We start from the raw sequence: 20,398 nt of genomic DNA on the forward strand, positions 1-20,398 counted from the left end.
CCCCCGCAACTGCACAGTTGCGGGGGCTTTTTGTTGGAACGGTAACGGTTATTGCGGCGGTGCGGCAATACGGTAGCAGTATTGCTCTACCAAGCCCGGCAATTGCGCCAAAATGCTGGCCTTCAGCTTAATGTCGCTGTGGCTTAAGGTGTGCTCAAGCAAGCTGAGATCGAACTGATTTAACAGGTGCGCGCTCACCGGTGCATAACTCAGGTGCCAGGGCTCTGGGGCTACGCCACCAAGGGCTTGCTGATAAGGGCGGTAAAAACCGTAGGCCGACATATGCCGATTAAGCCATTGGCTTAGGGCAAAGTTGGGGCCACCTTGCTGGTATTCCCACGGCTCCAGTTTAAGTTGCGCGGCGGGCAGGGCATTGGCGTCATACAGATCCAGGTCGGTGCCCCAATGATGGCGCGAGGTACCGGGCAGTGCCGACCACGCCAAAATGGCATCCAACAGATCGGCGTCACTCATGGCGAGGGGATCACAGGCTTGGCCGTGACGATCCTGCAGTGGCCGCTGGCCGCTGGCTTTGCCATTAAAAATCGCTAATTGGCGCTCAAAGCTACGCCACCCAGAAGCGAGCTGCAGATCAATGCCATCGGCCAATGCGGCTGCTTGCATGGCAACAAATGCCTTAGCGCAGCGGCGCTCCAGCTGTTGGGCTCCCACTGCTTCAAGGTGGCTTGGATCCAAGCCCAACAGCTGATGAGCACTTAGCACAACAGATTCTCCAGCAAGCGTTCATACACCAGTGCCAAGGTATCCAAATCAGCTACCGAAACGCATTCGTTAACCTTATGGATGGTGTCGTTACGGGGGCCCAGCTCAATCACTTGGGCGCCAGTAGGGGCGATAAAGCGACCATCACTGGTGCCGCCACTGGTTTGTGGATCCGTATGGTAGCCGGTGATCTGATGCACCGCGTCTTTGGTGGCCTGCAGCAGTTTGCCATCGCCGGTCAGGAAGGGTTCGCCGTTTAAGATCCAGCTTAAATCGTACTCTAGGCCATGGCGGTCAAAGATCGCCTGCACCCGCAGTTTAAGATCCTCAGCGTGACTTTCGGTGCAAAAACGGAAGTTAAATTGCACCTCTAGATCGCCAGGAACCACATTGGGTGCTCCGGTGCCAGCGGCGATGTTGGCGATTTGAAAACTGGTGGGAGGGAAGAATTCATTGCCATTATCCCAGCTGGTTTGTGCGAGTTCAGTGAGCGCTGGCGCGGCCAGATGCACCGGGTTTTTGGCTAGATGTGGGTAGGCGACATGGCCTTGAATGCCATGCACGGTCAGGCTGCCGGTTAAGCTGCCGCGGCGACCATTTTTAATGACGTCGCCCAGTTTATCGGTGCTGGAGGGCTCGCCCACCAGACACCAAGTGATCTTCTCGTTCCGCTGCTCTAGGGTTTCCACCACCTTGATGGTGCCATTGATGAATGGCCCCTCTTCATCGGAGGTAATTAGAAACGCGATTGAGCCTTGGTGCTCTGGGTGACGCTGCACAAAGCGTTTGCTGGCAACCAGCATGGCCGCCAACGAGCCTTTCATGTCGGCGGCGCCACGGCCATGCAGCATGCCATCAATGATGGTGGGTTCAAACGGCGGTGTATGCCATTTGTCGAGATTGCCCACAGGCACTACATCGGTGTGGCCAGCAAAACAAAACAGCGGCCCACTGTGGTTGCGGCGCGCCCACAGGTTGGTGGTATCCGCAAACACCATGGATTCGATATCAAAGCCACAATCGCGCAGGTAATCGGCCATCAACTGCTGGCAGCCCGCGTCTTCTGGGGTAACGGATTCTCGGCTGATCAGCGCTTTAGCGAGGGTTAAGACTTCCGACTCAACCATGTTGGTTTAACCATAAGTCAAAGTCGGCCGCCTTAAAGCCAACATTTACGGCGCCGTTGACTTCAGCCACTGGGCGTTTAACTAGGGTTGGGTTGGCCAGCATCAACGACAACGCTTTGGCTTGGTCAACCTCTTGCTTGTCGGCGTCGTCCAGCTGACGCCAGCTGGTTGAGCGGGTATTCAGCAAGGTTTTAAATTCTACTTGGCCAAGCCAGCGTTCAATTGTGGCTTGATCCAGCCCTTGTTCGCGAAAATCGTGAAATTGATAGCTGCGATCTTGCTGCTCCAAGTGCTTGCGTGCCTTCTTAACGGTGTCGCAATTTTTAATGCCGAATAAAACCAGGCTAGCGTCTGACATGGAAGCGGTCCCTTTGATTGTGATTGTTATGCCATTTTCATCAGCATAACAAAGCCACCGTGGGGGTACACCCGTATGGCCGCGGTTAGTGATGGAATGATTAGCATTTGCCCAGTGGTTGAACGCGAGAGTCTGTTTTGCGGGTCTGTTACTTCGAATGATGGATAAGGAGCAAGCCGATGACAGCGGATCCCGAGCCCGCGAATCCATGCCGGAGTAACGTCTGGCCACTGCAGATGCTGATTGTGGTCGCTGGATTATTGTTACTGGGAAGCGCATTGGCGCAACCACCACTGAACACACAACCATTGAGCCAAGTTAGGCTGCACAGCAGCGATGAACCGGCTTATTTAGTCGAGCTGTATACATCGCAAGGTTGCAGCAGTTGCCCACCGGCGGAGCAGTGGTTGTCGCGCTATGCTGAGGAACCTTTGCTGTGGCAGCGTTATTTTCCACTGGCCTACCATGTGGATTATTGGGATTTTATCGGCTGGCGCGATCCCTTCGCCCAAGCGCAATATACGCAGCGACAGCAGCAACTGCGGCGTAATGGCGGCAGTCGCGGGATCTACACGCCACAGTTTGCGGTTAATGGGCAAGAGTGGCGGGGTTGGTTTGCCCCCGAAGCCGACAAAGTGCTGCCAATGGCGATAGCAAGACAAGGGCAGCTATCGGTGCAGGCGGGACCGCAGTTTCTGGCTGAGTATCGCCGCGTAGCCACCGGCCTTGCGGCCACTGTCGGCAAGAACACCGACGGTGGCCGCTATCAGCTGCATCTGGCGCTGGTTGGGGTAGGATTAAGCACCAACGTTGACGCCGGTGAAAACCGCAATCGCCAGCTAAAACACAGCTTTACTGTGCTGGCTTATCAGCAAAGTACACCGCTTGTCGCCACTGAGCCGTGGCTGGAATTTACCTTGCCGCCGTTTGAATCGCCGCTGACGGTTGAGGCTCAGAAGTTCGCGTTGGTGGCGTGGGTAACCGCGGCGGAGCTGCCGTTACAGATTGCGGCAGATTGGGTGAGCATTGAGGGGGAGGGAGTGCCGTAGGCGCTTGGCCAAGCGAAGAAGACGAGAGCGGCGTGGCCGTTCTCGTCTTCCATTGGAATTACATTTCGATCAGCAGCATTGGGGTGATCCCCGCTTCTACATCGCCTTCGTGCTTGGTCATCAATTTCACGTCTTCCATGTTGGCGATAACCACTGGGGTCAGCACGCTTTTGGCGTGTTCTTGCAGGTACTCTAAATCAAATTCTAGAATGGGATCGCCGGCTCTCACTTGCTGGCCTTCTTCGGCTAATCGCTTAAAACCGGTGCCGCGTAACTCAACGGTATCGATGCCGAAGTGAACAAAAATCTCTAACCCCAATGGGGATTCCATCGCAAAGGCGTGGTTGGCGTCGAAAATGCGACCAATGGTGCCATCAATCGGAGCCACAACTTGGTGGCCGCTGGGATCAATCGCAAGGCCGTCGCCGACAATTTTTTCAGAAAAAACCACATCCGGGACTTTTTCAATTGGCACTAATTGACCAGAAACCGGCGCGACGATCTCCACCCCTTCAACAGGTGGTTCGCGATTATCGATAATGCGTCGAAGGCGGCTCAAAAAACCCATTAATTACCCCTGTTATATACGTTATTGGGACATGGCACTGTCTGTCATCTTAGTTGCTTTTTGATAAGCATTACAACCGATTAACAGATTTTGTAATTGCTCATTAGTGCTGCATTGCAGCGCCTTTTGACGCAACGGCTGGGCATCGCAGTAACTAAAGTGTGACAGAAGATACTTCACTTCGCCTGCTCGATTTGGTGCGATGCTAAATTTGCTGATCCCCAGTGCCAATAACAGTGGTACTGCCCGAAGATCAGCGCCCAGTTCGCCACAAATCGACAACGGCAATTGCTGTTGTTGGCATTGGCGAGCGATCTGGTCAATCAGCCGGATCACCGGTGGGCTTAAATCGGGAAAATGTGGACTGACATGGCCATTGTTGCGATCGGCCGCCAAGCAGTATTGAGCCAAGTCGTTGCTGCCAATACTGGCAAAATCCACTAAAGGTGCCAGTTGGTCAATCATTAATGCGGCGGCGGGGGTTTCAATCATCACCCCGATTGGCAGCGGCGTTAACAATCCCAGCGCCTGTTGCTCGGCGGCGATCATCATTTTGGCGCTGTGCAACTCTTCAACCAAGCTCACCATCGGCAGCAACAGCTGCACGGGATGATCTTGGGCAACGCGGATAATCGCTCGCAGTTGATCGCGCAGGTGTTGACCGTGATCGCGACCCAACCGAATGGCCCGTAGCCCTAAGGCCGGATTGGCTTGCGGCTGTGATAGCCCCGGCAGATCTTTATCGGCACCAAAATCGAAGGTGCGGATCACCAAGGGTTTGCCTTCCAACCGTGCGGCAATGGCACGGTAATGCTGATACTGCTGCGCTTCCGTTGGCCACTGGCCACTGGCGAGGTACAGCAGCTCGGTGCGTAATAACCCCACCCCATCCAGTTGATTGGCGTGAATGGCCTCGCATTCATCAAGGCTGCCAATGTTGCCCCCCAGCCACAGCGAGTGACCATCAGCGGTGCGGGCAGGCTGCTGGCGGGCAAGGTTGTAATGTTGCTGTCGTTGCTGCCAATGGTGCTGAATGGCATCGAACTGCAGTAAATCGTCGCGATGGTTGGCAATGGTGATCTGGCCGCTGTCACCATCTAACATGGATGGGCCTGGACTTAAGCGGCTGCAGCCATCGGCCAAAATGATGGCCGGAATGGCGGCGGCACGAATTAATATCGCCAGATGATCAGTAAGGCTGCCGTGCTCTAAGACCAAACCACTGAGATTGGCTTTGGGCAGTTGGATAAACTCGGCGGCGGTGAGATCCGGCAACAGCAACACCGTGGGTTGCTCGAATTGGCTGGGGAATTGCAGTTGATCGCCACTGCAGCGGCGGCTAAGTCGTTGGCCTAGGTAGCGTAAGTCGGTGGCGCGTTTGGCCAGTTCGGGTTGTGGCAGCTGGGCAATTTGCGCCGCAAACTGATCAAACTCCAGCCAAATGGCTTGGGCTAATGCCACCCCTTGCTGTTGCCGTCGTTCAATGCCATCCAGCAGTTCAGGATCGCTCAGTAGCAGCCAGTCGGCTTCTAACAGTTGCCGTTGGTTGTCACTCAGATCCTCACGCTGAGCCAACTGCTGCAGCACTTGAGCTTCTTGCCCAAGCAGATCCCGTAAGCAGATCGCTTGGGCGTGTTGCCGCTGCTGACATTGGCTAAGGTGGCCAAGGGCAAGGCCGGGGCTGATGGCAACACCAGAGTAGACTTTAGACATCCTTGTCTCCGCGCAATTTAGCTGAGGGTTTGCAACAAGGCGATCAGTTCATTGACCGCCTGTTCGGCATCAACGCCGTCTGCCGCTACCGTGACTTCACAACCGTGGCACAGATTGAGCATCTGCAGCCGGAACAGGCTTTTGCCATTGGCGGTTTGGCCATTGCAGAGAATATTGATGTCGGCTTGGTATTGCTGGGCTTGTTTCACCAATACCGCGGCAGGGCGAGTGTGGATCCCGTGTGGGGCCGCGATGACAACTTGGCGTTGGTACATAATTATCCAAGGTTTGGTGGCAAGAAACTGGCCATCAGCATAAAGGCGAAGTTGAACGCAGGTCAAATCCCCACAACGAAAAAGGGCAGCCAAGCGGCTGCCCTGTTCAACCAATCGCTGCTGCTTACTGCAAGTTTTCGGCGTCGCTGAACATCCCCGCAAACAGCGCGGAAGATAAGTAGCGCTCGGAAGCCGATGGCAGCACCACGACAATGGTTTTGTCTTTCAGTGCTGGGTTTGCGGCAATCAGTTTGTTGACTGCAACAACGGCGGCACCAGAGCTGATCCCCGCTAAGATCCCTTCTTCTTCCATTAAGCGGCGGGCCATGGCGATGGCGTCGTCGTTATCCACCTGTATGGCTTCATCCACCAAGCTTAAATCCAAGTTTCCAGGGATGAAGCCCGCGCCAATCCCCTGAATTTTGTGCGGTCCTGGGGTCAGTGATTCGCCTTTGAGTGCCTGGGTGATCACCGGTGAATCGGTTGGCTCAACGGCAACGGTGTACACCGCTTTGTCTTTGGTGTGCTTCAGGTAGCGGGCCGTACCCGTGATGGTGCCGCCGGTGCCAACGCCAGCCACAAACACGTCCACTTCACCATCGGTGTCTTCCCAGATCTCTGGGCCGGTGGTTTTTTCGTGAATGGCGGGGTTGGCAGGGTTTTCAAACTGCTGCAGCAGCACGTATTTGTCTGGGTTGCTGTCGCGGATCTCCTCCGCTTTGGCTACGGCACCTTTCATCCCTTTCGCGCCTTCGGTTAACACCAAGTTGGCGCCTAAAGCCTTCAACAGTTTACGGCGCTCAAGGCTCATGGTGTTGGGCATGGTTAGGGTGAGTTTGTAACCGCGAGAAGCCGCCACAAAAGCCAAGGCGATGCCAGTGTTACCAGAGGTGGGCTCGATGATCTCTTTGCCTTGGATCAGCAGCCCCTGTTTTTCGGCTTCCCAGATCATGTTGGCACCCAAGCGGCACTTGACGCTGAATGATGGGTTACGAGCTTCCACTTTGGCCAGCACGTTGCTGCCTTCGGTTACGCGGTTAAGGCGAACCAGCGGGGTGTTGCCGATGGTAAGTGAATTGTCCTGATAAATTTTGGCCATTGGGCGTTCCTGCGATGACATAAAAAAGTAAACCGACTGTTTATAGTCTAAGCATATCGAGGCTAACCGTGGCGGGAAGTGATGGTTCGTTATCTGTTATCGCGATTTGGAATAAAGGATTGAAAAATAGCTATATGTAATCAAGCCGCCGCCGTGGCCAAGACGCCGATCCCACGACAGCGCCGATGACAAATAGATGAATAAACGTTAACGCGTTGGTTGATGGCCAGATTGGCTTCTACGCTTGTTGTGATAACGAATTAAAGCAACCACAGTTCACAAGGAAGTGAGGCATGAGTGCTTGAGAAACTGCTGTATTTGCAGGGTGTCGGCTCGGAGTTCATCAATTGTGCGGGGCAGTCCATCGCCATTCCAGCGCCAGCGCGGCGTGCGCTGTTGGCGCAGATGGCGCCGCAGCTGTTTGATGGTCAGCAACGGTTATTAGCACAGCCAGCTGAGCAACAGATCCAGCGATTGGATGCACAGCAGTGGCAACAACCCTTGCCAGCTTGGCAGCACAGCGAGCAGCACCAGCCCAACCTTGAGATCTACTTGCCGGAGCACACCCCCGTTGAGGGCGAGTTGCTACTGCAATTAGAACAACAACCATCGCCACAATCCCAGCAGCGATTTTCGCTGCAGCAATTTCCGCGGCATAACAACGGGGAATACTATCTTGGCCAGCAGCGTTATTTACGCTGGCAACTGGATTGTACGGCGTTGCAGCTGCCCTGCGGTTACCACCAGATACAGCTGTTACTACCCCAAGGGCAGTTTGATGGCCAATGGGTGATCACCCCAGCCCATGCTTATCACGGTGCTCCCGCGCGGGCATGGGGGTTATTGCTGTCGCTGTATACGCTGCGCAGTGATGCCAATTGGGGCATTGGCGATTTTGGCGATCTTAGACGGCTGTGCCGCTGGTCGGCCAAATATGGGGTGGATTACATTCAGCTCAACCCTTTGCATGCCCTTGAGCCAAGCCAACCGCAACAGTGCAGCCCCTATCGCCCCAGCGATCGCAGCTTTTTAAACCCACTTTACATCGATATCAGCCAAGTGAGCGGCTATCGAGCCTGCCAACTGCAATTCAGTGGCCGCCGCTGGCAGCAGCCGTTGCAACAGCTTCGGCAAGCGCAGTGGCTCGATTACCCCGCCATTAGCGCGTTAAAACTGGCGGCACTAGAACAGCTGTACCAGCACTTTTGCAGCCACCAACTGAAGCTGACCAGCGCCGCGGCGCAGCAATTTACTGCCTTTGTGGCGGCGGGCGGAACCGCACTGCAACGGTTTGCACAGCAGCAAGGCAAAGGGTTAATTGGCACCCAAGCAGACCCCCAGTTTCACTGTTTTTTGCAGTATGTGGCCGAGCAACAGCTGGCTCAATGCCATGCCAGTGCGCTGGCGGCGGGCATGCGGATTGGCTTAGTGCGCGATTTAGCGGTGGGCGTGGCACCGGATGGGGCCGAAACCAGCGCCAGCCAGGCGCCGTTTTGCCCCCACAGCAGCATTGGCGCGCCGCCAGATCCGTTTGCACCACAGGGGCAAAACTGGGGCCTCGCCCCCTTTGATCCGGTTGCCTTAAAGCAACAGCATTTTCGCCATTTTATCGAATTACTGCGGGCCAACATGCGCCACTGCGGGGCCCTGCGGCTGGATCACATCATGGCGCTGAATCGCTTGTGGTGGTGGGCCGATCCTGAACAAGGGGGTTACGTGCATTACCCCCAAAACACCATGCTGGCTTTATTGTGCTTAGAGAGCCAGCGCCACGGGTGCAGCGTGATTGGCGAGGACTTAGGCACGGTGCCGCCAGAGCTAGCCGGGGCGCTGCAACAAGCGCAGGTCGTGCGGAATGAATTGCTGTATTTCTTTTATCAGGATGGTCAATTTCGAGATCCCAACCACTGCAAGAGTAATGCCCAGATGATGCTGGCCAACCACGATGTGGCGCCGTTAGCGGGGTGGTGGCAAGGGCGGGATCTGCAACTGCGGCGCGAAATCGGGCTGCTGAGTGACAACGAATTCGCCCCAGCGCGACTGCAGCGGCAGCAACAAAAGGCCGATCTGCTGCGCTGGTTAGGGATTGATGGCGATATTGAGCAGCCATGGCAACGGCAGTGGCTAATCCAGCTGCTGGCCACCGTAGCGGCAGGAAACGCGCGCTTTATCGGGGTGCAGTTGGTTGACGTTTGTGCGGAAACCGAATCGGTCAACGTGCCGGGTACGTGGCGCCAGTACCGCAATTGGCAGCGACGAATGACCCTGTCGTTAGCGCAGCTGGAACAGCAGCACCATCACACGATGGCCGCATTGCAGCGTGCCGCAGAGCAGGGATTTTCACGGGGGCAGGGATGACACAACACTATTTTGATTATGGGGCGGATGCTGCGATCAAATGCGGCGAATACACCGACATGTTCGCCATCTTGGGGATGCATCCAGATCCACAGCAACGAGGCTTAGTGGTGCGCTGTTGGCTGCAAGGCGCGCAGCAGGTTGATGTGATCAGTCGCATCGACAACCGCAAAGTGGCCAGCTTAGAGATGGTGGACGATAACGGCTTATTTGCCGGTCGCATGGGGCGCCGAGTTAAGCCCTTTCCTTACCTGTTGCGGGTCGATTATGGCAGCCATATCGAAGAGATCATCGATCCTTATCAGTTCCCTTCGCAGCTGAGTGACGACGACGTGCACCTGTTTGCAGAGGGGGCGCTTGAGTGCGGTTGGCGGATGCTGGGGGCCAATTGGCAACAGATCGATGGCATCGATGGGGTGCGTTTTGTGGTGTGGGCGCCCAACGCCAAACGGGTGTCGGTGGTGGCGGATTTTAATCAGTGGGATGGCTCACGTCATGTGATGCGCCGCCATCCTCTTTCTGGGCTGTGGGAGATCTTTATTGCGGCTGCCCAGCCGGGGCAATTTTATAAATTTCAGTTGCTCACCGAGCAACAACAGCTACTGGATAAAGCCGATCCGTGGGCGCGCGCGATGGAACCACCGCCTTGCAACGCCTCGCGCATTCCAACGAAAGCAGAGTTTGCTTGGCAAGATCAGCAGTGGTTGGCCAAGCGCGAGCGGATGCAGTGGGATCAGCAGCCTATCTCTATCTACGAGGTGCAGCTGGGATCATGGCGGCGCAATGGTCGCGACGGCGAGCTGTTTTTCGATTACGACCAACTGATCACCGAACTGCTGCCCTACGTTATCGAGATGGGGTTTACCCACCTGCAATTGATGCCGATCAGCGAATACCCGTTTGATGGCTCGTGGGGGTATCAACCGGTGGGGATGTTTGCGCCAACCCACCGCTTTGGTGATGGGGCCGGGTTAAAGCGTTTTATCGACGCCTGCCATCAGCAGGGGGTGGCGGTATTGCTGGATTGGGTGCCCGCGCATTTTCCGGCGGATCCCCACGGTTTAGCGCGCTTTGATGGCACCGCGTTGTTCGAACATGAAGACAAGCGCCAAGGGCAGCACCCCGATTGGGATACCTTGATTTTTAATTATGGTCGGCCGGAAGTGTGCTCTTATCTGTTGAGCGCGGCCAATTACTGGCTGCAAGAGTTTCACTTTGATGGGCTTCGGTTGGATGCGGTGTCGTCGATGCTGTACCTCGATTACAGCCGTCAGCCTGGGCAGTGGCTGCCAAACCAGTTTGGTGGCCGTGAAAACCTCGATGCGATTGAGTTTTTACGCCAGCTCAACCAACGCTTATATGCCGCCAATCCCGGCATTATGATGATTGCGGAAGAGTCCACCGCATGGCCGGGGGTCACTCAAACCACCGACAGCGGCGGCCTAGGCTTTGGGTTTAAGTGGAACATGGGCTGGATGCACGACAATCTGGATTACCTCAATCAAGATCCGCTCTATCGCTGCTATCACCACAACAAATTGACCTTTGGGCTGCTCTACGGTTACTCCGAGCAGTTTATCTTGCCGATCAGCCACGACGAAGTGGTGCACGGCAAAGGCTCGTTACTGAACAAAATTCCCGGTGATGACTGGCAGCAATTTGCCACCATGCGCGCCTTTTACGGCTTGATGTGGGGTCACCCAGGCAAAAAACACCTGTTTATGGGCAATGAATTTGCCCAGCGTAAAGAGTGGGATCACCAGCACAGTTTGGATTGGCACCTGCTTGAGAGCCCAAACCACAGCAATGTGCAGCACTGGCTGCAGGATCTTAACCAGCTCTACCGCCATCATCCCGCCATGTACTTAACGGATCATCAGCCCGATGGGTTTGAGTGGCTGGACTGCGACAACGCCGCCGATTCGGTGATCTCGTTTTTGCGTCGCTCTGAAGGCGGCCAGCATTTGTTGTTTGTGGTGAACATGACCCCACAAGTGCACCAAGGCTTTCGCATTGGCCTGCCCCAGCCGTGCAACTACCAAGAGCTGCTGAACAGCGACAGCGAACATTACGGCGGCAGCAATGTGGGGAACTCTGGGGCGGTGGTGGTGGAAGCACAGCCCTATCAAGGCCAGCAGCACAGCGCCTTGATCACCGTACCGCCGTTAGCGTGCATCGTATTGGCACCAGCCGAGGCGGTAACCGATAACGAAAAACCGTCCGTGGAGCCCGCTTAGATGCCTTGTTGGCAAGGGGGAAGCACTGGGCAGCTTGGGGCGTCGGTGCAAGATAACGGCATCAACTTTGCCCTGTTCAGCGCTCATGCCTGCGCGGTTACGCTGTGCCTGTTTGATGATAATGGCAATGAAACCGCACGTTGGCCGATGCATCAAGGGGATGGCCATATTTGGCACGGTTTGTTAGTGGGCGGTAAGGCAGGGCAGCATTATGGCTATCGAGTGGATGGCAACCATGACCCCAGTCATGGCCACTGTTTCGATCCCAACAAATTGTTGCTAGATCCTTATGCGCGAAGGCTGGCAGGGCCGTTGCAACTGGCCGCCATTTGCCAGCAACAAGGGGACAACAGCCAGCAGATCCCCAAGTGTGTGGTGGAAGCCGAACGCCCAGCCTTGGCTACGCCGAAGCCACAAACCCCATTAACCCACAGCGTGATTTATGAATTGAATTTGAAAGGATTCAGCCAACTGAATCCGTTGGTGCCGCCTGCACTGCGCGGCACCATTGCCGCCTTGGCTCAGCCAACGGTGATTGCCCATCTGCAGCGCTTAGGGGTAACCGCCGTCGAGTTGTTGCCGGTGGCGCAGTTTGGATCTGAAGCGTGGCTTGCTGATAAAGGGCTAAGCAACTATTGGGGCTACAACAGTGTCGCCTTCTTTGTGCCTCACCGCGATTATTGCCCGGGGGGCATTGATCAGTTTCGTGCCACCGTTGAAACCCTGCACCAAGCGGGCATCGAAGTGCTGTTGGATGTGGTGTTCAACCACACTGCCGAAGGCGATGAACATGGGCCCACCTTAAGTTTTCGCGGCATTGATAACCGCAGTTATTACCGTTTAACGGCAGCAGCGCCGATGCGTTACCTCAACGACAGTGGCTGCGGCAACAGCATGGATCTAGCCCAGCCGATGGCGCTGAGGTTGGTAACCGATTGCTTGCGCTATTGGTCGCACCAGCTTGGGGTGGATGGTTTTCGCTTTGATCTGGCTTGCAGCCTTGGCCGTGATGAGCGTGGCTTTCACCCCAACAGCGCGTTACTGCAAGCCATTGGTCAGGATCCACAGTTGGCGCAGTTAAAGCTGATAGCCGAGCCGTGGGATCTGGGCGTCAACGGCTATCAGCTCGGCCAATTTCCCGCTCCATGGAGCGAGTGGAACGATCACTTTCGCGATGGCGTTCGCCGTTTTTGGCGAGGCGACAGCGCCATGTTGCCGCAACTGGCTAAGTGCCTACACGGCAGCGCCGAGCAGTTTGAACATAATGGCCGTGGCCCTGTGGCCAGCATCAATTTTATTACCAGCCACGACGGTTTCACCCTGCGGGATCTGGTTAGCTACCAACAGCGCCACAACCACGCCAATGGTGAAAACAACCGTGATGGCCACAGCGCCAATTACAGCAGTAATGGCGGTGTGGAAGGCCCCAGCGAGCAAGCCCCAGTGCGGTTACATCGACTGCGTCGCAGCCGCAATCTCCTGGCGACGATGATGCTGTCCCAAGGGGTGCCGATGTTGCTGGCGGGGGATGAATTTGGCCACAGCCAGCAGGGCAACAATAACGGCTATTGCCAAGACAACGCGCTGAGCTGGCTCACTTGGCCAGAATGGCCGCCGTTCGCGGATTTTATCGCTCAACTCACCAGCATTCGCCGCCAGTACTCGCAGTTTCAGCAACCACGCTATAACCACGGTGATCCGCAGCAGGCGGGATTACGGCTGCAGTGGTGGCACCCCAATGGCGCGGAAATGACGGAACCGGATTGGCAGGATCCGCAACAGCAAGCCCTGCAAGTGTTGATGCAGTGCCGTGGTTCCCCTGATCTGTTGTTGCTGCTGAACGCCGCGGACATCAATTGCGATGTGCACCTGCCGGCTGGGCAGTGGCAACCGCTGCTTGATACCCATCTGGGCGATGCGATCTGTGTCGAGCCTCAATCCAGCTCGTTAACGTTGCAGGCTCAAAGCCTATTGCTATTACATCGTGTGCTTAAAAAGGAACTGCACCATGAAAACGCCGACCCCTCTGTTGTCTGAATCGTCGCCACTGCAGCAGTCAGTGGAGCGACAGATCCGTTATTGCTTAAGCCGTGATCAACTGGATCAGCAGGCTATCTATCAATCGTTGGCGCTGAGCGTTAAAGAGCAGTTGATGGACGATTGGCGCAGCACCCGCACCAGCAACATGAGCTTCAAACAGAAGCGGGTGGCCTATCTGAGCTTGGAGTTTTTAATGGGCCGAAGTTTGGGCAATGCCCTATTGAATCTCAATTTAGATGCTGAAGCCAACGCCGCTCTTCGCCCTTACGCGGTTGCGTTAGAGCAGGTGCAACAACAAGAGCACGACGCGGGGCTAGGCAACGGTGGCTTAGGCCGTTTGGCCGCCTGTTTTTTGGACAGTTGCGCCACCTTAGAATTGCCGGTGGTTGGCTACGGCATTCGCTATGAGTACGGCATGTTTTCCCAGTCATTTATGGATGGCTATCAACAAGAAAAACCCGATAACTGGCTGCAAGAAGGCAATCCGTGGGAGATAAAAACCCCTCACCATGATGTGGTGGTGAAGTTCTTTGGGGAAGTGAAGCCATTTACCGATCAGCAAGGCCACTGCGGCCACAATTGGGTTGGCACCGAAAACGTGCGGGCGGTGGCGTATGATGTGCCGATCCCCGGTTACCGCAACGGTCACATCAATACGCTGCGCTTGTGGCGCTCGGAAGCCACCGATGAATTTAACTTAGCGTCGTTTAACCAAGGCAGTTATATCGATGCGGTGGCGCGTAAGAACTTAGCTGAGCAGATCACCATGGTGCTCTACCCAAACGACGCCAGTGAAAATGGCAAAGAGCTGCGTTTGCGTCAGCAATATTTTCTCTCCTCTGCCAGCTTGCAAGATCTGTTAAACGGTTACCTCAGCCGCGACAACGCCGATATCCGCCAATTCGCCGCCCACCACAGCATCCAGCTTAACGACACCCACCCTTCGGTGTCGGTGGCTGAGCTGATGCGTCTGCTGTTGGATGAACACCAACTGAGCTGGGAGCAAGCGTGGCAGATCACCACCGCCACGTTGGCCTACACCAACCACACCTTGCTGCCGGAGGCGTTAGAGCGTTGGCCAGTGCGGTTGTTCGCACAGATGTTGCCGCGCCACCTGCAGATCATCTACGAGATCAACGCGCGTTTTCTTGAATTGGTGGCGCAGCGTTGGCCCGGAGACACCCAGCGTTTGGCGCGAATGTCGATCATTGAAGAGGGGCCAGAACCGCAGATCCGCATGGCCTATTTGGCCATTGTTGGCAGCTTTTCGGTGAATGGGGTAGCGGCACTGCATACCCAATTGCTGACCTCTGGGTTGTTTCAGGATTTTTATGCCCTGTGGCCAGATAAGTTCAATAACAAAACCAATGGGGTAACCCCTAGGCGTTGGCTGGCGGATTGCAATCCGCGCTTAGCCGCGCTGCTGGATCAACGGGTTGGCGAGGGCTGGGTGCGGGATTTAAGTCGGTTAACGGTATTAAATGCCCTGACCGAAGACGCGGATCTGATCTCCCATTGGCATGAGGTAAAACAGGCCAATAAAGCGGACTTGGCGCAACTGGTGCAGGCGCGTTGTCAGGTGACGTTTGATCCCGCCATGATGTTTGATGTGCAGGTAAAGCGGATCCACGAATACAAACGCCAGCTCTTGAATATCTTGCACGTGATTCATCTGTATCAGCAGGTGTTGCAAGGCAACGTGGATAATTTCACCCCTCGTTGTGTGCTGCTTGGGGGTAAGGCGGCACCTGGTTATGGCATGGCCAAGCAGATCATCAAATTGGCGAACAACGTGGCCTACATGGTGAATCATAATCCGGCGATGCAGCCCTATCTGCGGATGGCCTACCTGCCGGATTACAACGTCAGTGCGATGGAGGTGATCTGCCCTGGCACCGACTTGTCAGAGCAGATCTCTACCGCGGGTAAAGAAGCGTCTGGTACCGGTAACATGAAGTTTATGATGAACGGCGCCTTAACCATCGGCACCTTTGATGGCGCCAACATCGAGATTTTAGAAGAGGTTGGAGAAGACAATTTCTTCCTGTTTGGGCTGCGAGCCGCCGAAATTGAACAGCTGAAACCCCATTACGATCCACAGCAACTGATCCGCAGCAGCACCGCCCTTAGCGGCGTATTGCAACTGATAGAAAGTGGCCATTTCAATCTGCACGAGCCGGGCATTTTCAATGACATTGTTGCCGCCATTAACGATGCCAACGATCCGTGGATGCTGGCGGCGGATTTTGAAGCCTATCGACAAGCGCAATTGCGCGCCGCCCAAGCCTATCGCGACACCAAACATTGGACCCAAATGAGCATTCGCAACACGGCGGCGTCCGGTCGCTTTTCCAGTGATGCCACCATCAGCCGTTATCAGCAGGAAATCTGGAAAACTCAATCCCGTCATACCCTCGTTAAGCAGGAGAGCTAACCGATGCCTCAAGCGAGCCCGCGTTACATCAGTAAATTAACTCGGCAAACCTACGCGTTGATTTTGGCCGGTGGCCGAGGCAGCCGTCTGCATGAATTGACGGAATGGCGTGCCAAGCCCGCCTTACACTTTGGTGGCCAATATCGGATCATCGATTTTCCCCTGTCGAACTGCGTGAACTCCGGTGTGCGCCGAGTTGGGGTGGTGACCCAATATAAAAGCCATTCGTTGATCCGCCATTTAAGTCGCGGTTGGGGCCACTTTAAAAAAGAGTTGGGGGAATCGGTGGAGATCCTTCCGGCCTCCCAACGTTTTTCCGATGATTGGTATCAAGGCACGGCCGATGCGGTGCTGCAAAACATCGACATCATTAAAGAGGAACGGCCCAAGTATGTGATGGTGCTGGCGGGGGATCACATCTACCAGATGGATTACGCTGGATTGCTGGCCGCCCATGCAGAATCTGGGGCAGAGATGACCTGTTGCTGCATTGAGGTGCCGGTGGCGGAAGCGGCCAACCGTTTTGGGGTGATGCAGGTGGATGAGCAAGATCGGATTGTGAACTTTACCGAAAAACCGGCCGTGCCGAAGGCGCTGCCGCAAGATCCCGAATCCTGCTTAGCGTCGATGGGCAATTACGTTTTCAATACGGATTTTTTGTTCGAACAGTTACAGCAAGATGGCCGCAATGGCGAGTCGGACCACGACTTTGGCAAAGACATCATTCCCGCCATTATCGAGCAGCATCAAGTGATGGCCTATCGCTTTAGCTCTGCCGTCAATGAAACCCAAGCCTACTGGCGTGATGTGGGCACCCTCGACAGTTATTGGGCGGCCAATATGGATCTGCTGGCGCCTGCGCCAGAGCTGAACATGTACGACGACCAATGGCCGATCTGGACCTTCCAACAACAGCTGCCGCCTTCCAAATACATCTTTGATGACGATAATCGCCGTGGCATCGCCATCGATTCCATGGTGTCTGGTGGCTGCATCGTTTCTGGGGCGCAGATCCGTCGTTCGGTGCTGTTTAATGAAGTGCGGGTGTGCAGTTACAGCGAAGTGGAAGATTCAGTGTTGTTGCCAGATGTGGTGGTGCAGCGCAATGTGCGGCTGCGTAAAACCATTATTGACAGTGGCTGTGAAGTGCCAGAAGGGATGGTGATTGGTTACAACCACGATCACGATCGGCGCCGTGGTTTTCGCATCAGCCCCAATGGGGTGGTGTTGGTGACCAAAAAGATGTTGGGCATGCCCTGTGGCACAGAATAAGGATGAGTTGATGCGGGTATTATTGATAGCGGCAGAAAACGGCGCCATTGCCGGGGCCAAGGTGGGCGGCATGGCCGATGTGATCCGCGATCTGCCCCCAGCGTTGTTGGCGCAGCATGTGGTGGCCGATGTGATTATGCCCAGTTATGGCGAATTGGCGCAGCGCAGTGGCGCCAGTTGGCAGCGCAGTTTATTGGTGCCATTCTCGGGGCGGTTAGAGAAAGTCGAACTGTGGCGCCTTGCCTCGCCGCAGCAAGAACAACAAACGTTGATGTTATCCCACCCACTGTTTACCCAGATCTACCACAGCGATGATCGCCGCCCATTTGCCACTGATGCCAGCAAGTTTGCTCTTTTTAGTGCGGCGGTCTGTCAGTATTTGTGCGATCCAGCAAGCCCCTTGCCCGATGTGCTGCACCTGCACGATTGGCACAGTTGCTTTGTGGCGTTATTGCGGCAGTCGTTGCCACGCTATCAAGCGCTGCAGCAGTGCCGCATGGTGCTGACCATTCACAACATTGCGGTGCAGGGCACCAGGCCACTGAATCAAGACAGCTCATCGTTGCAGGCATGGTACCCAGAAATGATGGCGTCGATGACTCCAGAGTTGTTAGCGCAGATCTGCGATCGGCATGCGCCTAATTGCATCAACCCATTGCGGGCGGGGATCAATCTGGCGGATAAAGTGCATGTGGTGTCACCCAGTTACGCCGATGAGGTGCGGTTACCATCGCAACCGCAGTTGGGTTTTTTTGGTGGCGAAGGGTTAGAACAGGATCTGCAGCGCCGCGGCGACGATGTGGTGGGGATCTTAAACGGGTGCGACTATCAGCAGCGGCGTGAAGCCTGCAGCTATCCAGAGTTATTGCAGCGCGCGGCGGATGGGATCTGTCGCTGGATGGGGCAACAGGCGTTGGTGCGCAGTGTCGATCAAATTGCACTAACGCGTTTGCAGCAGTGGCAACAGCAACCACGGCCAGAATTGCTGCTCACCAGTGTGGGGCGTTTAACCGATCAAAAAGTGCTGTTACTGCGACAAACGTTAGCCAATGGCGAAACCGTATTGGCCACGTTATTGGCCCAGTTACAGCACAGCGCCTGCGATGCTCGTTTACTGCTGCTTGGCAGCGGCGATCCGGTGATTGCGGCTGAATTTCGCCAATGCGCGGCGCAGTATCGTAATTTCCTGTTTATCGATGGTTATGACGAAACGCTGTCGCAATCAGTGTTTGAGCACGGCGACGCGTTCTTGATGCCAAGTTCGTTTGAACCCTGTGGCATCAGCCAATTGCTGGCGATGCGGGCAGGGCAGGTGTGTGTGGCGCACCAAGTTGGTGGCTTAAAAGATACGGTGTTTCCTGGGATAAACGGCTACGGCTTTGCGGGGGCGGATCTGGCTGAACAATCGCAGCAATTGCTGCAGGCGTGTCAGCAGCTGCTCAAGGAGTTTGGCAGCGAACACTGGGGGCAACTGCAACAAGCGGCAAGTGACGCCCGCTATGATTGGTCAAGCCAAGTCAGTTGTTATCTGTCGCAGTTGTATCGGGGCTGAGCTACGCGCTGGGGGGCGTGATGTTTTTCGGTAGGCACAACCCAACCACGGATCCGCAGCAAGGCTTCGCTGCAGATGCGGTGATGCTTGCCTAGCGCGATCTTTAATCGAACAGCGCGATAACGCCCGTCGGGTGGCATCAAACTGTTATTCGTTTGTGAACCTTGGCCTCCTTTGGCACAATAACCCTGTTTAATACAATGGTTTGCCAAAGGAATGGCCAATGAAACCGATATTTTTTCTGCTGCTGGCGGCTGCGCTGCCGGCCTCGGCTGGGTTAGAGATGTTCACCGATGGCCCAGTGATTAAGGGCTACGGTAAGCATGCGACAATCACGCCTACCTTGGCGCCCCCAAAAGATTTTGTGGCCAAGGTGGCGTTTGATGCGGGCAGTGCTGATCATCAGCAACCGTTGAATCGCCAGTTCGATACCGTGGCTCGCTTTCTGAATATGCACGCCGCCAGTGGGGTTGAGCGCAACTACATTCAACCGGCACTCGTGGTGCATGGCAAAGCGGTATTTGATCTGCTTAAAGCCAAGCCATACCAACAACGCTTCGATCAAGCCAACCCCAATCAACCCCTGGTCAACGCCTTAATTGCGGCGGATGTGCCCATTATTGTCTGTGGTCAATCGGCGGCTTATCTGGACATCAACGCTGAAGATCTGCTGCCTGGGGTGCAACTGGCGCTATCGGCCATGACCGCCCACCGGATCTTGGCGCAGCAGGGGTATAGCACCAATCCATTTTAATGATAAAGCCACTGTTTGGTCTTGATCCCATGTTTTATTTGGGTGGAAAACCACAGCAAAACTAGCGTTCTATACTGAATTGCTGGAGCGGCCGTCTATTTTGGCCACAGGCCACGTTTAGGTATAGGCAGTGGTAACGTTGCGATGTAAATGCGAAGCGCGAAATGGAACCAATGGTGCCCTAAGCCCATGCCGAAACAACCCACAAGGAAATGTGATGAAGCGGATTGTTGTGCTGCTCAGTTTAATGAGTTGCTCGGTTGCTGCCACGGTCTATAAATGGACCGATGAGGAAGGTCGGGTGCATTACAGCCAAACGGCGCCGGTGCGCGGCCCTAGCCAGATAGAAACGCTGCCAGAGCCCAGCAACAGCAGCCGAACGGTGGTGACTCGTTTACCGCCTTCGGGGAAAAAAATTCCAGCCAGCACCCGCATGTTAATGAACGTGCTGGCCGCCAATATGAAATCGTTGGCTTACGACAACCAGCCACTGGATTGTGACAGTGCGGTAGATAACATCACCGTTGGCTTAAATTCGGTGAATCAGGTGGCCCAGAAGAACTTTAAAGGGGGTTACATTGATGACATTGAGCTGGAGAAAGTACAGAAGCTGGTACGGACCATGAAAAAGGACGTCAGTGTTGGCGCTTGCCAGCAATCGGTAACCCATCACAAGGCTTTTTATAAATGCATGTCCAGCAGCTACAGCCACGTATTAGCGTGTTTGGATAAGCATCGCCCAAGCGAGTGATTGATTCGCACAGCATAAAAAACGCAGCCTGTTGAGGCTGCGTTTTTTATGGCCAGAGTGAACGCGAACCCAGTCATGTGGGGCGCGT

Annotated in this window: 16 protein-coding genes; 9 read left to right on the plus strand and 7 right to left on the minus strand. The window is 55.1% G+C overall.

Annotation, left to right across the window (positions count from 1 at the left end; all coding sequences use genetic code 11):
* Positions 1–48: 48 nt before the first annotated feature.
* The 3 genes from Q0796_RS11905 to Q0796_RS11915 are packed head-to-tail and all read right to left on the minus strand — an operon-like array spanning position 49 to position 2,208.
* On the minus strand, positions 49–723 hold the full coding sequence (locus Q0796_RS11905) for a M15 family metallopeptidase (RefSeq protein WP_298443391.1): 675 nt from the start codon (positions 721–723) through the stop codon (positions 49–51).
* Positions 717–1,850, minus strand: a complete 1,134-nt coding sequence (gene dapE / locus Q0796_RS11910) for a succinyl-diaminopimelate desuccinylase (RefSeq protein WP_298443394.1) — start codon at positions 1,848–1,850, stop codon at positions 717–719. The genes Q0796_RS11905 and dapE overlap by 7 nt, the downstream gene beginning before the upstream one ends.
* On the minus strand, positions 1,843–2,208 hold the full coding sequence (locus Q0796_RS11915; protein WP_298443397.1) for an ArsC family reductase: 366 nt from the start codon (positions 2,206–2,208) through the stop codon (positions 1,843–1,845). Before Q0796_RS11915 ends, dapE begins: the two co-directional genes overlap by 8 nt.
* 179 nt (positions 2,209–2,387) lie before the next feature.
* Between Q0796_RS11915 and Q0796_RS11920 the strand changes: the two genes are divergently transcribed.
* Positions 2,388–3,257, plus strand: a complete 870-nt coding sequence (locus Q0796_RS11920; protein WP_298443400.1) for a DUF1223 domain-containing protein — start codon at positions 2,388–2,390, stop codon at positions 3,255–3,257.
* Positions 3,258–3,315: 58 nt separating this feature from the next.
* Here Q0796_RS11920 and crr read toward each other — a convergent pair whose 3' ends face one another.
* The 4 genes from crr to cysK form a co-directional block, all read right to left on the minus strand.
* Positions 3,316–3,825: a PTS glucose transporter subunit IIA gene (crr, locus tag Q0796_RS11925; RefSeq protein ID WP_298443403.1), complete on the minus strand. Its 510-nt coding sequence runs from the start codon at positions 3,823–3,825 to the stop codon at positions 3,316–3,318.
* 21 nt (positions 3,826–3,846) lie between these two features.
* A complete protein-coding gene (ptsP, locus tag Q0796_RS11930; protein ID WP_298443407.1) occupies positions 3,847–5,538 on the minus strand; it encodes a phosphoenolpyruvate--protein phosphotransferase in 1,692 nt (563 codons plus the stop codon).
* Between the two features lie 17 nt (positions 5,539–5,555).
* Positions 5,556–5,813 carry an HPr family phosphocarrier protein gene (locus Q0796_RS11935; protein WP_298443410.1) on the minus strand — a complete coding sequence of 86 codons (258 nt, stop codon included), beginning with the start codon at positions 5,811–5,813 and terminating at the stop codon, positions 5,556–5,558.
* Positions 5,814–5,937: 124 nt separating this feature from the next.
* Positions 5,938–6,912, minus strand: coding sequence for a cysteine synthase A (gene cysK / locus Q0796_RS11940; protein ID WP_298443412.1), 975 nt, complete (start codon positions 6,910–6,912; stop codon positions 5,938–5,940).
* A 297-nt stretch (positions 6,913–7,209) separates the two neighbouring features.
* On the opposite strand from cysK, the gene malQ reads away from it, so the two are divergent.
* The 8 genes from malQ (at position 7,210) to Q0796_RS11980 (ending at position 20,310) form a co-directional block, all read left to right on the plus strand.
* On the plus strand, positions 7,210–9,270 hold the full coding sequence (gene malQ / locus Q0796_RS11945) for a 4-alpha-glucanotransferase (protein ID WP_298443414.1): 2,061 nt from the start codon (positions 7,210–7,212) through the stop codon (positions 9,268–9,270).
* Positions 9,267–11,507 (plus strand): 1,4-alpha-glucan branching protein GlgB, encoded by a 2,241-nt coding sequence (gene glgB / locus Q0796_RS11950; RefSeq protein WP_298443416.1) that lies wholly within the window; start codon positions 9,267–9,269, stop codon positions 11,505–11,507. Before malQ ends, glgB begins: the two co-directional genes overlap by 4 nt.
* Positions 11,508–13,544, plus strand: a complete 2,037-nt coding sequence (gene glgX, locus Q0796_RS11955) for a glycogen debranching protein GlgX (protein WP_298443418.1) — start codon at positions 11,508–11,510, stop codon at positions 13,542–13,544. It begins immediately after the preceding gene.
* Positions 13,516–15,981, plus strand: coding sequence for a glycogen/starch/alpha-glucan phosphorylase (locus Q0796_RS11960; protein ID WP_298443420.1), 2,466 nt, complete (start codon positions 13,516–13,518; stop codon positions 15,979–15,981). Before glgX ends, Q0796_RS11960 begins: the two co-directional genes overlap by 29 nt.
* A gap of 3 nt (positions 15,982–15,984) precedes the next feature.
* Positions 15,985–17,253 (plus strand): glucose-1-phosphate adenylyltransferase, encoded by a 1,269-nt coding sequence (glgC, locus tag Q0796_RS11965; RefSeq protein WP_298443422.1) that lies wholly within the window; start codon positions 15,985–15,987, stop codon positions 17,251–17,253.
* Positions 17,254–17,263: 10 nt separating this feature from the next.
* A complete protein-coding gene (locus tag Q0796_RS11970; protein WP_298443425.1) occupies positions 17,264–18,805 on the plus strand; it encodes a glycogen/starch synthase in 1,542 nt (513 codons plus the stop codon).
* Positions 18,806–19,028: 223 nt separating this feature from the next.
* Complete coding sequence (locus Q0796_RS11975; RefSeq protein WP_298443428.1) at positions 19,029–19,559, plus strand: DsrE family protein; 531 nt, start codon at positions 19,029–19,031, stop codon at positions 19,557–19,559.
* A gap of 217 nt (positions 19,560–19,776) precedes the next feature.
* Entirely contained in the window at positions 19,777–20,310 is a 534-nt protein-coding gene (locus tag Q0796_RS11980) for a DUF4124 domain-containing protein (protein ID WP_298443431.1), read from the plus strand.
* Positions 20,311–20,398: the final 88 nt, after the last annotated feature.

It is taken from the genome of uncultured Ferrimonas sp. (genome assembly GCF_947489035.1).
GTDB lineage: Bacteria > Pseudomonadota > Gammaproteobacteria > Enterobacterales > Shewanellaceae > Ferrimonas.

What these genes read in the sequence shown, in the direction of transcription:
- dapE (WP_298443394.1), bottom strand. Translation starts at nt 1,850, where the DNA reads ATGGTTGAGTCGGAAGTCTTAACCCTCGCTAAAGCGCTGATCAGCCGA.
- Q0796_RS11970 (WP_298443425.1), top strand. Translation starts at nt 17,264, where the DNA reads ATGCGGGTATTATTGATAGCGGCAGAAAACGGCGCCATTGCCGGGGCC.
- crr (WP_298443403.1), bottom strand. Translation starts at nt 3,825, where the DNA reads ATGGGTTTTTTGAGCCGCCTTCGACGCATTATCGATAATCGCGAACCA.
- glgC (WP_298443422.1), top strand. Translation starts at nt 15,985, where the DNA reads ATGCCTCAAGCGAGCCCGCGTTACATCAGTAAATTAACTCGGCAAACC.
- Q0796_RS11980 (WP_298443431.1), top strand. Translation starts at nt 19,777, where the DNA reads ATGAAGCGGATTGTTGTGCTGCTCAGTTTAATGAGTTGCTCGGTTGCT.
- Q0796_RS11975 (WP_298443428.1), top strand. Translation starts at nt 19,029, where the DNA reads ATGAAACCGATATTTTTTCTGCTGCTGGCGGCTGCGCTGCCGGCCTCG.
- ptsP (WP_298443407.1), bottom strand. Translation starts at nt 5,538, where the DNA reads ATGTCTAAAGTCTACTCTGGTGTTGCCATCAGCCCCGGCCTTGCCCTT.
- glgX (WP_298443418.1), top strand. Translation starts at nt 11,508, where the DNA reads ATGCCTTGTTGGCAAGGGGGAAGCACTGGGCAGCTTGGGGCGTCGGTG.
- Q0796_RS11920 (WP_298443400.1), top strand. Translation starts at nt 2,388, where the DNA reads ATGACAGCGGATCCCGAGCCCGCGAATCCATGCCGGAGTAACGTCTGG.
- glgB (WP_298443416.1), top strand. Translation starts at nt 9,267, where the DNA reads ATGACACAACACTATTTTGATTATGGGGCGGATGCTGCGATCAAATGC.
- Q0796_RS11960 (WP_298443420.1), top strand. Translation starts at nt 13,516, where the DNA reads ATGAAAACGCCGACCCCTCTGTTGTCTGAATCGTCGCCACTGCAGCAG.
- Q0796_RS11915 (WP_298443397.1), bottom strand. Translation starts at nt 2,208, where the DNA reads ATGTCAGACGCTAGCCTGGTTTTATTCGGCATTAAAAATTGCGACACC.
- cysK (WP_298443412.1), bottom strand. Translation starts at nt 6,912, where the DNA reads ATGGCCAAAATTTATCAGGACAATTCACTTACCATCGGCAACACCCCG.
- Q0796_RS11935 (WP_298443410.1), bottom strand. Translation starts at nt 5,813, where the DNA reads ATGTACCAACGCCAAGTTGTCATCGCGGCCCCACACGGGATCCACACT.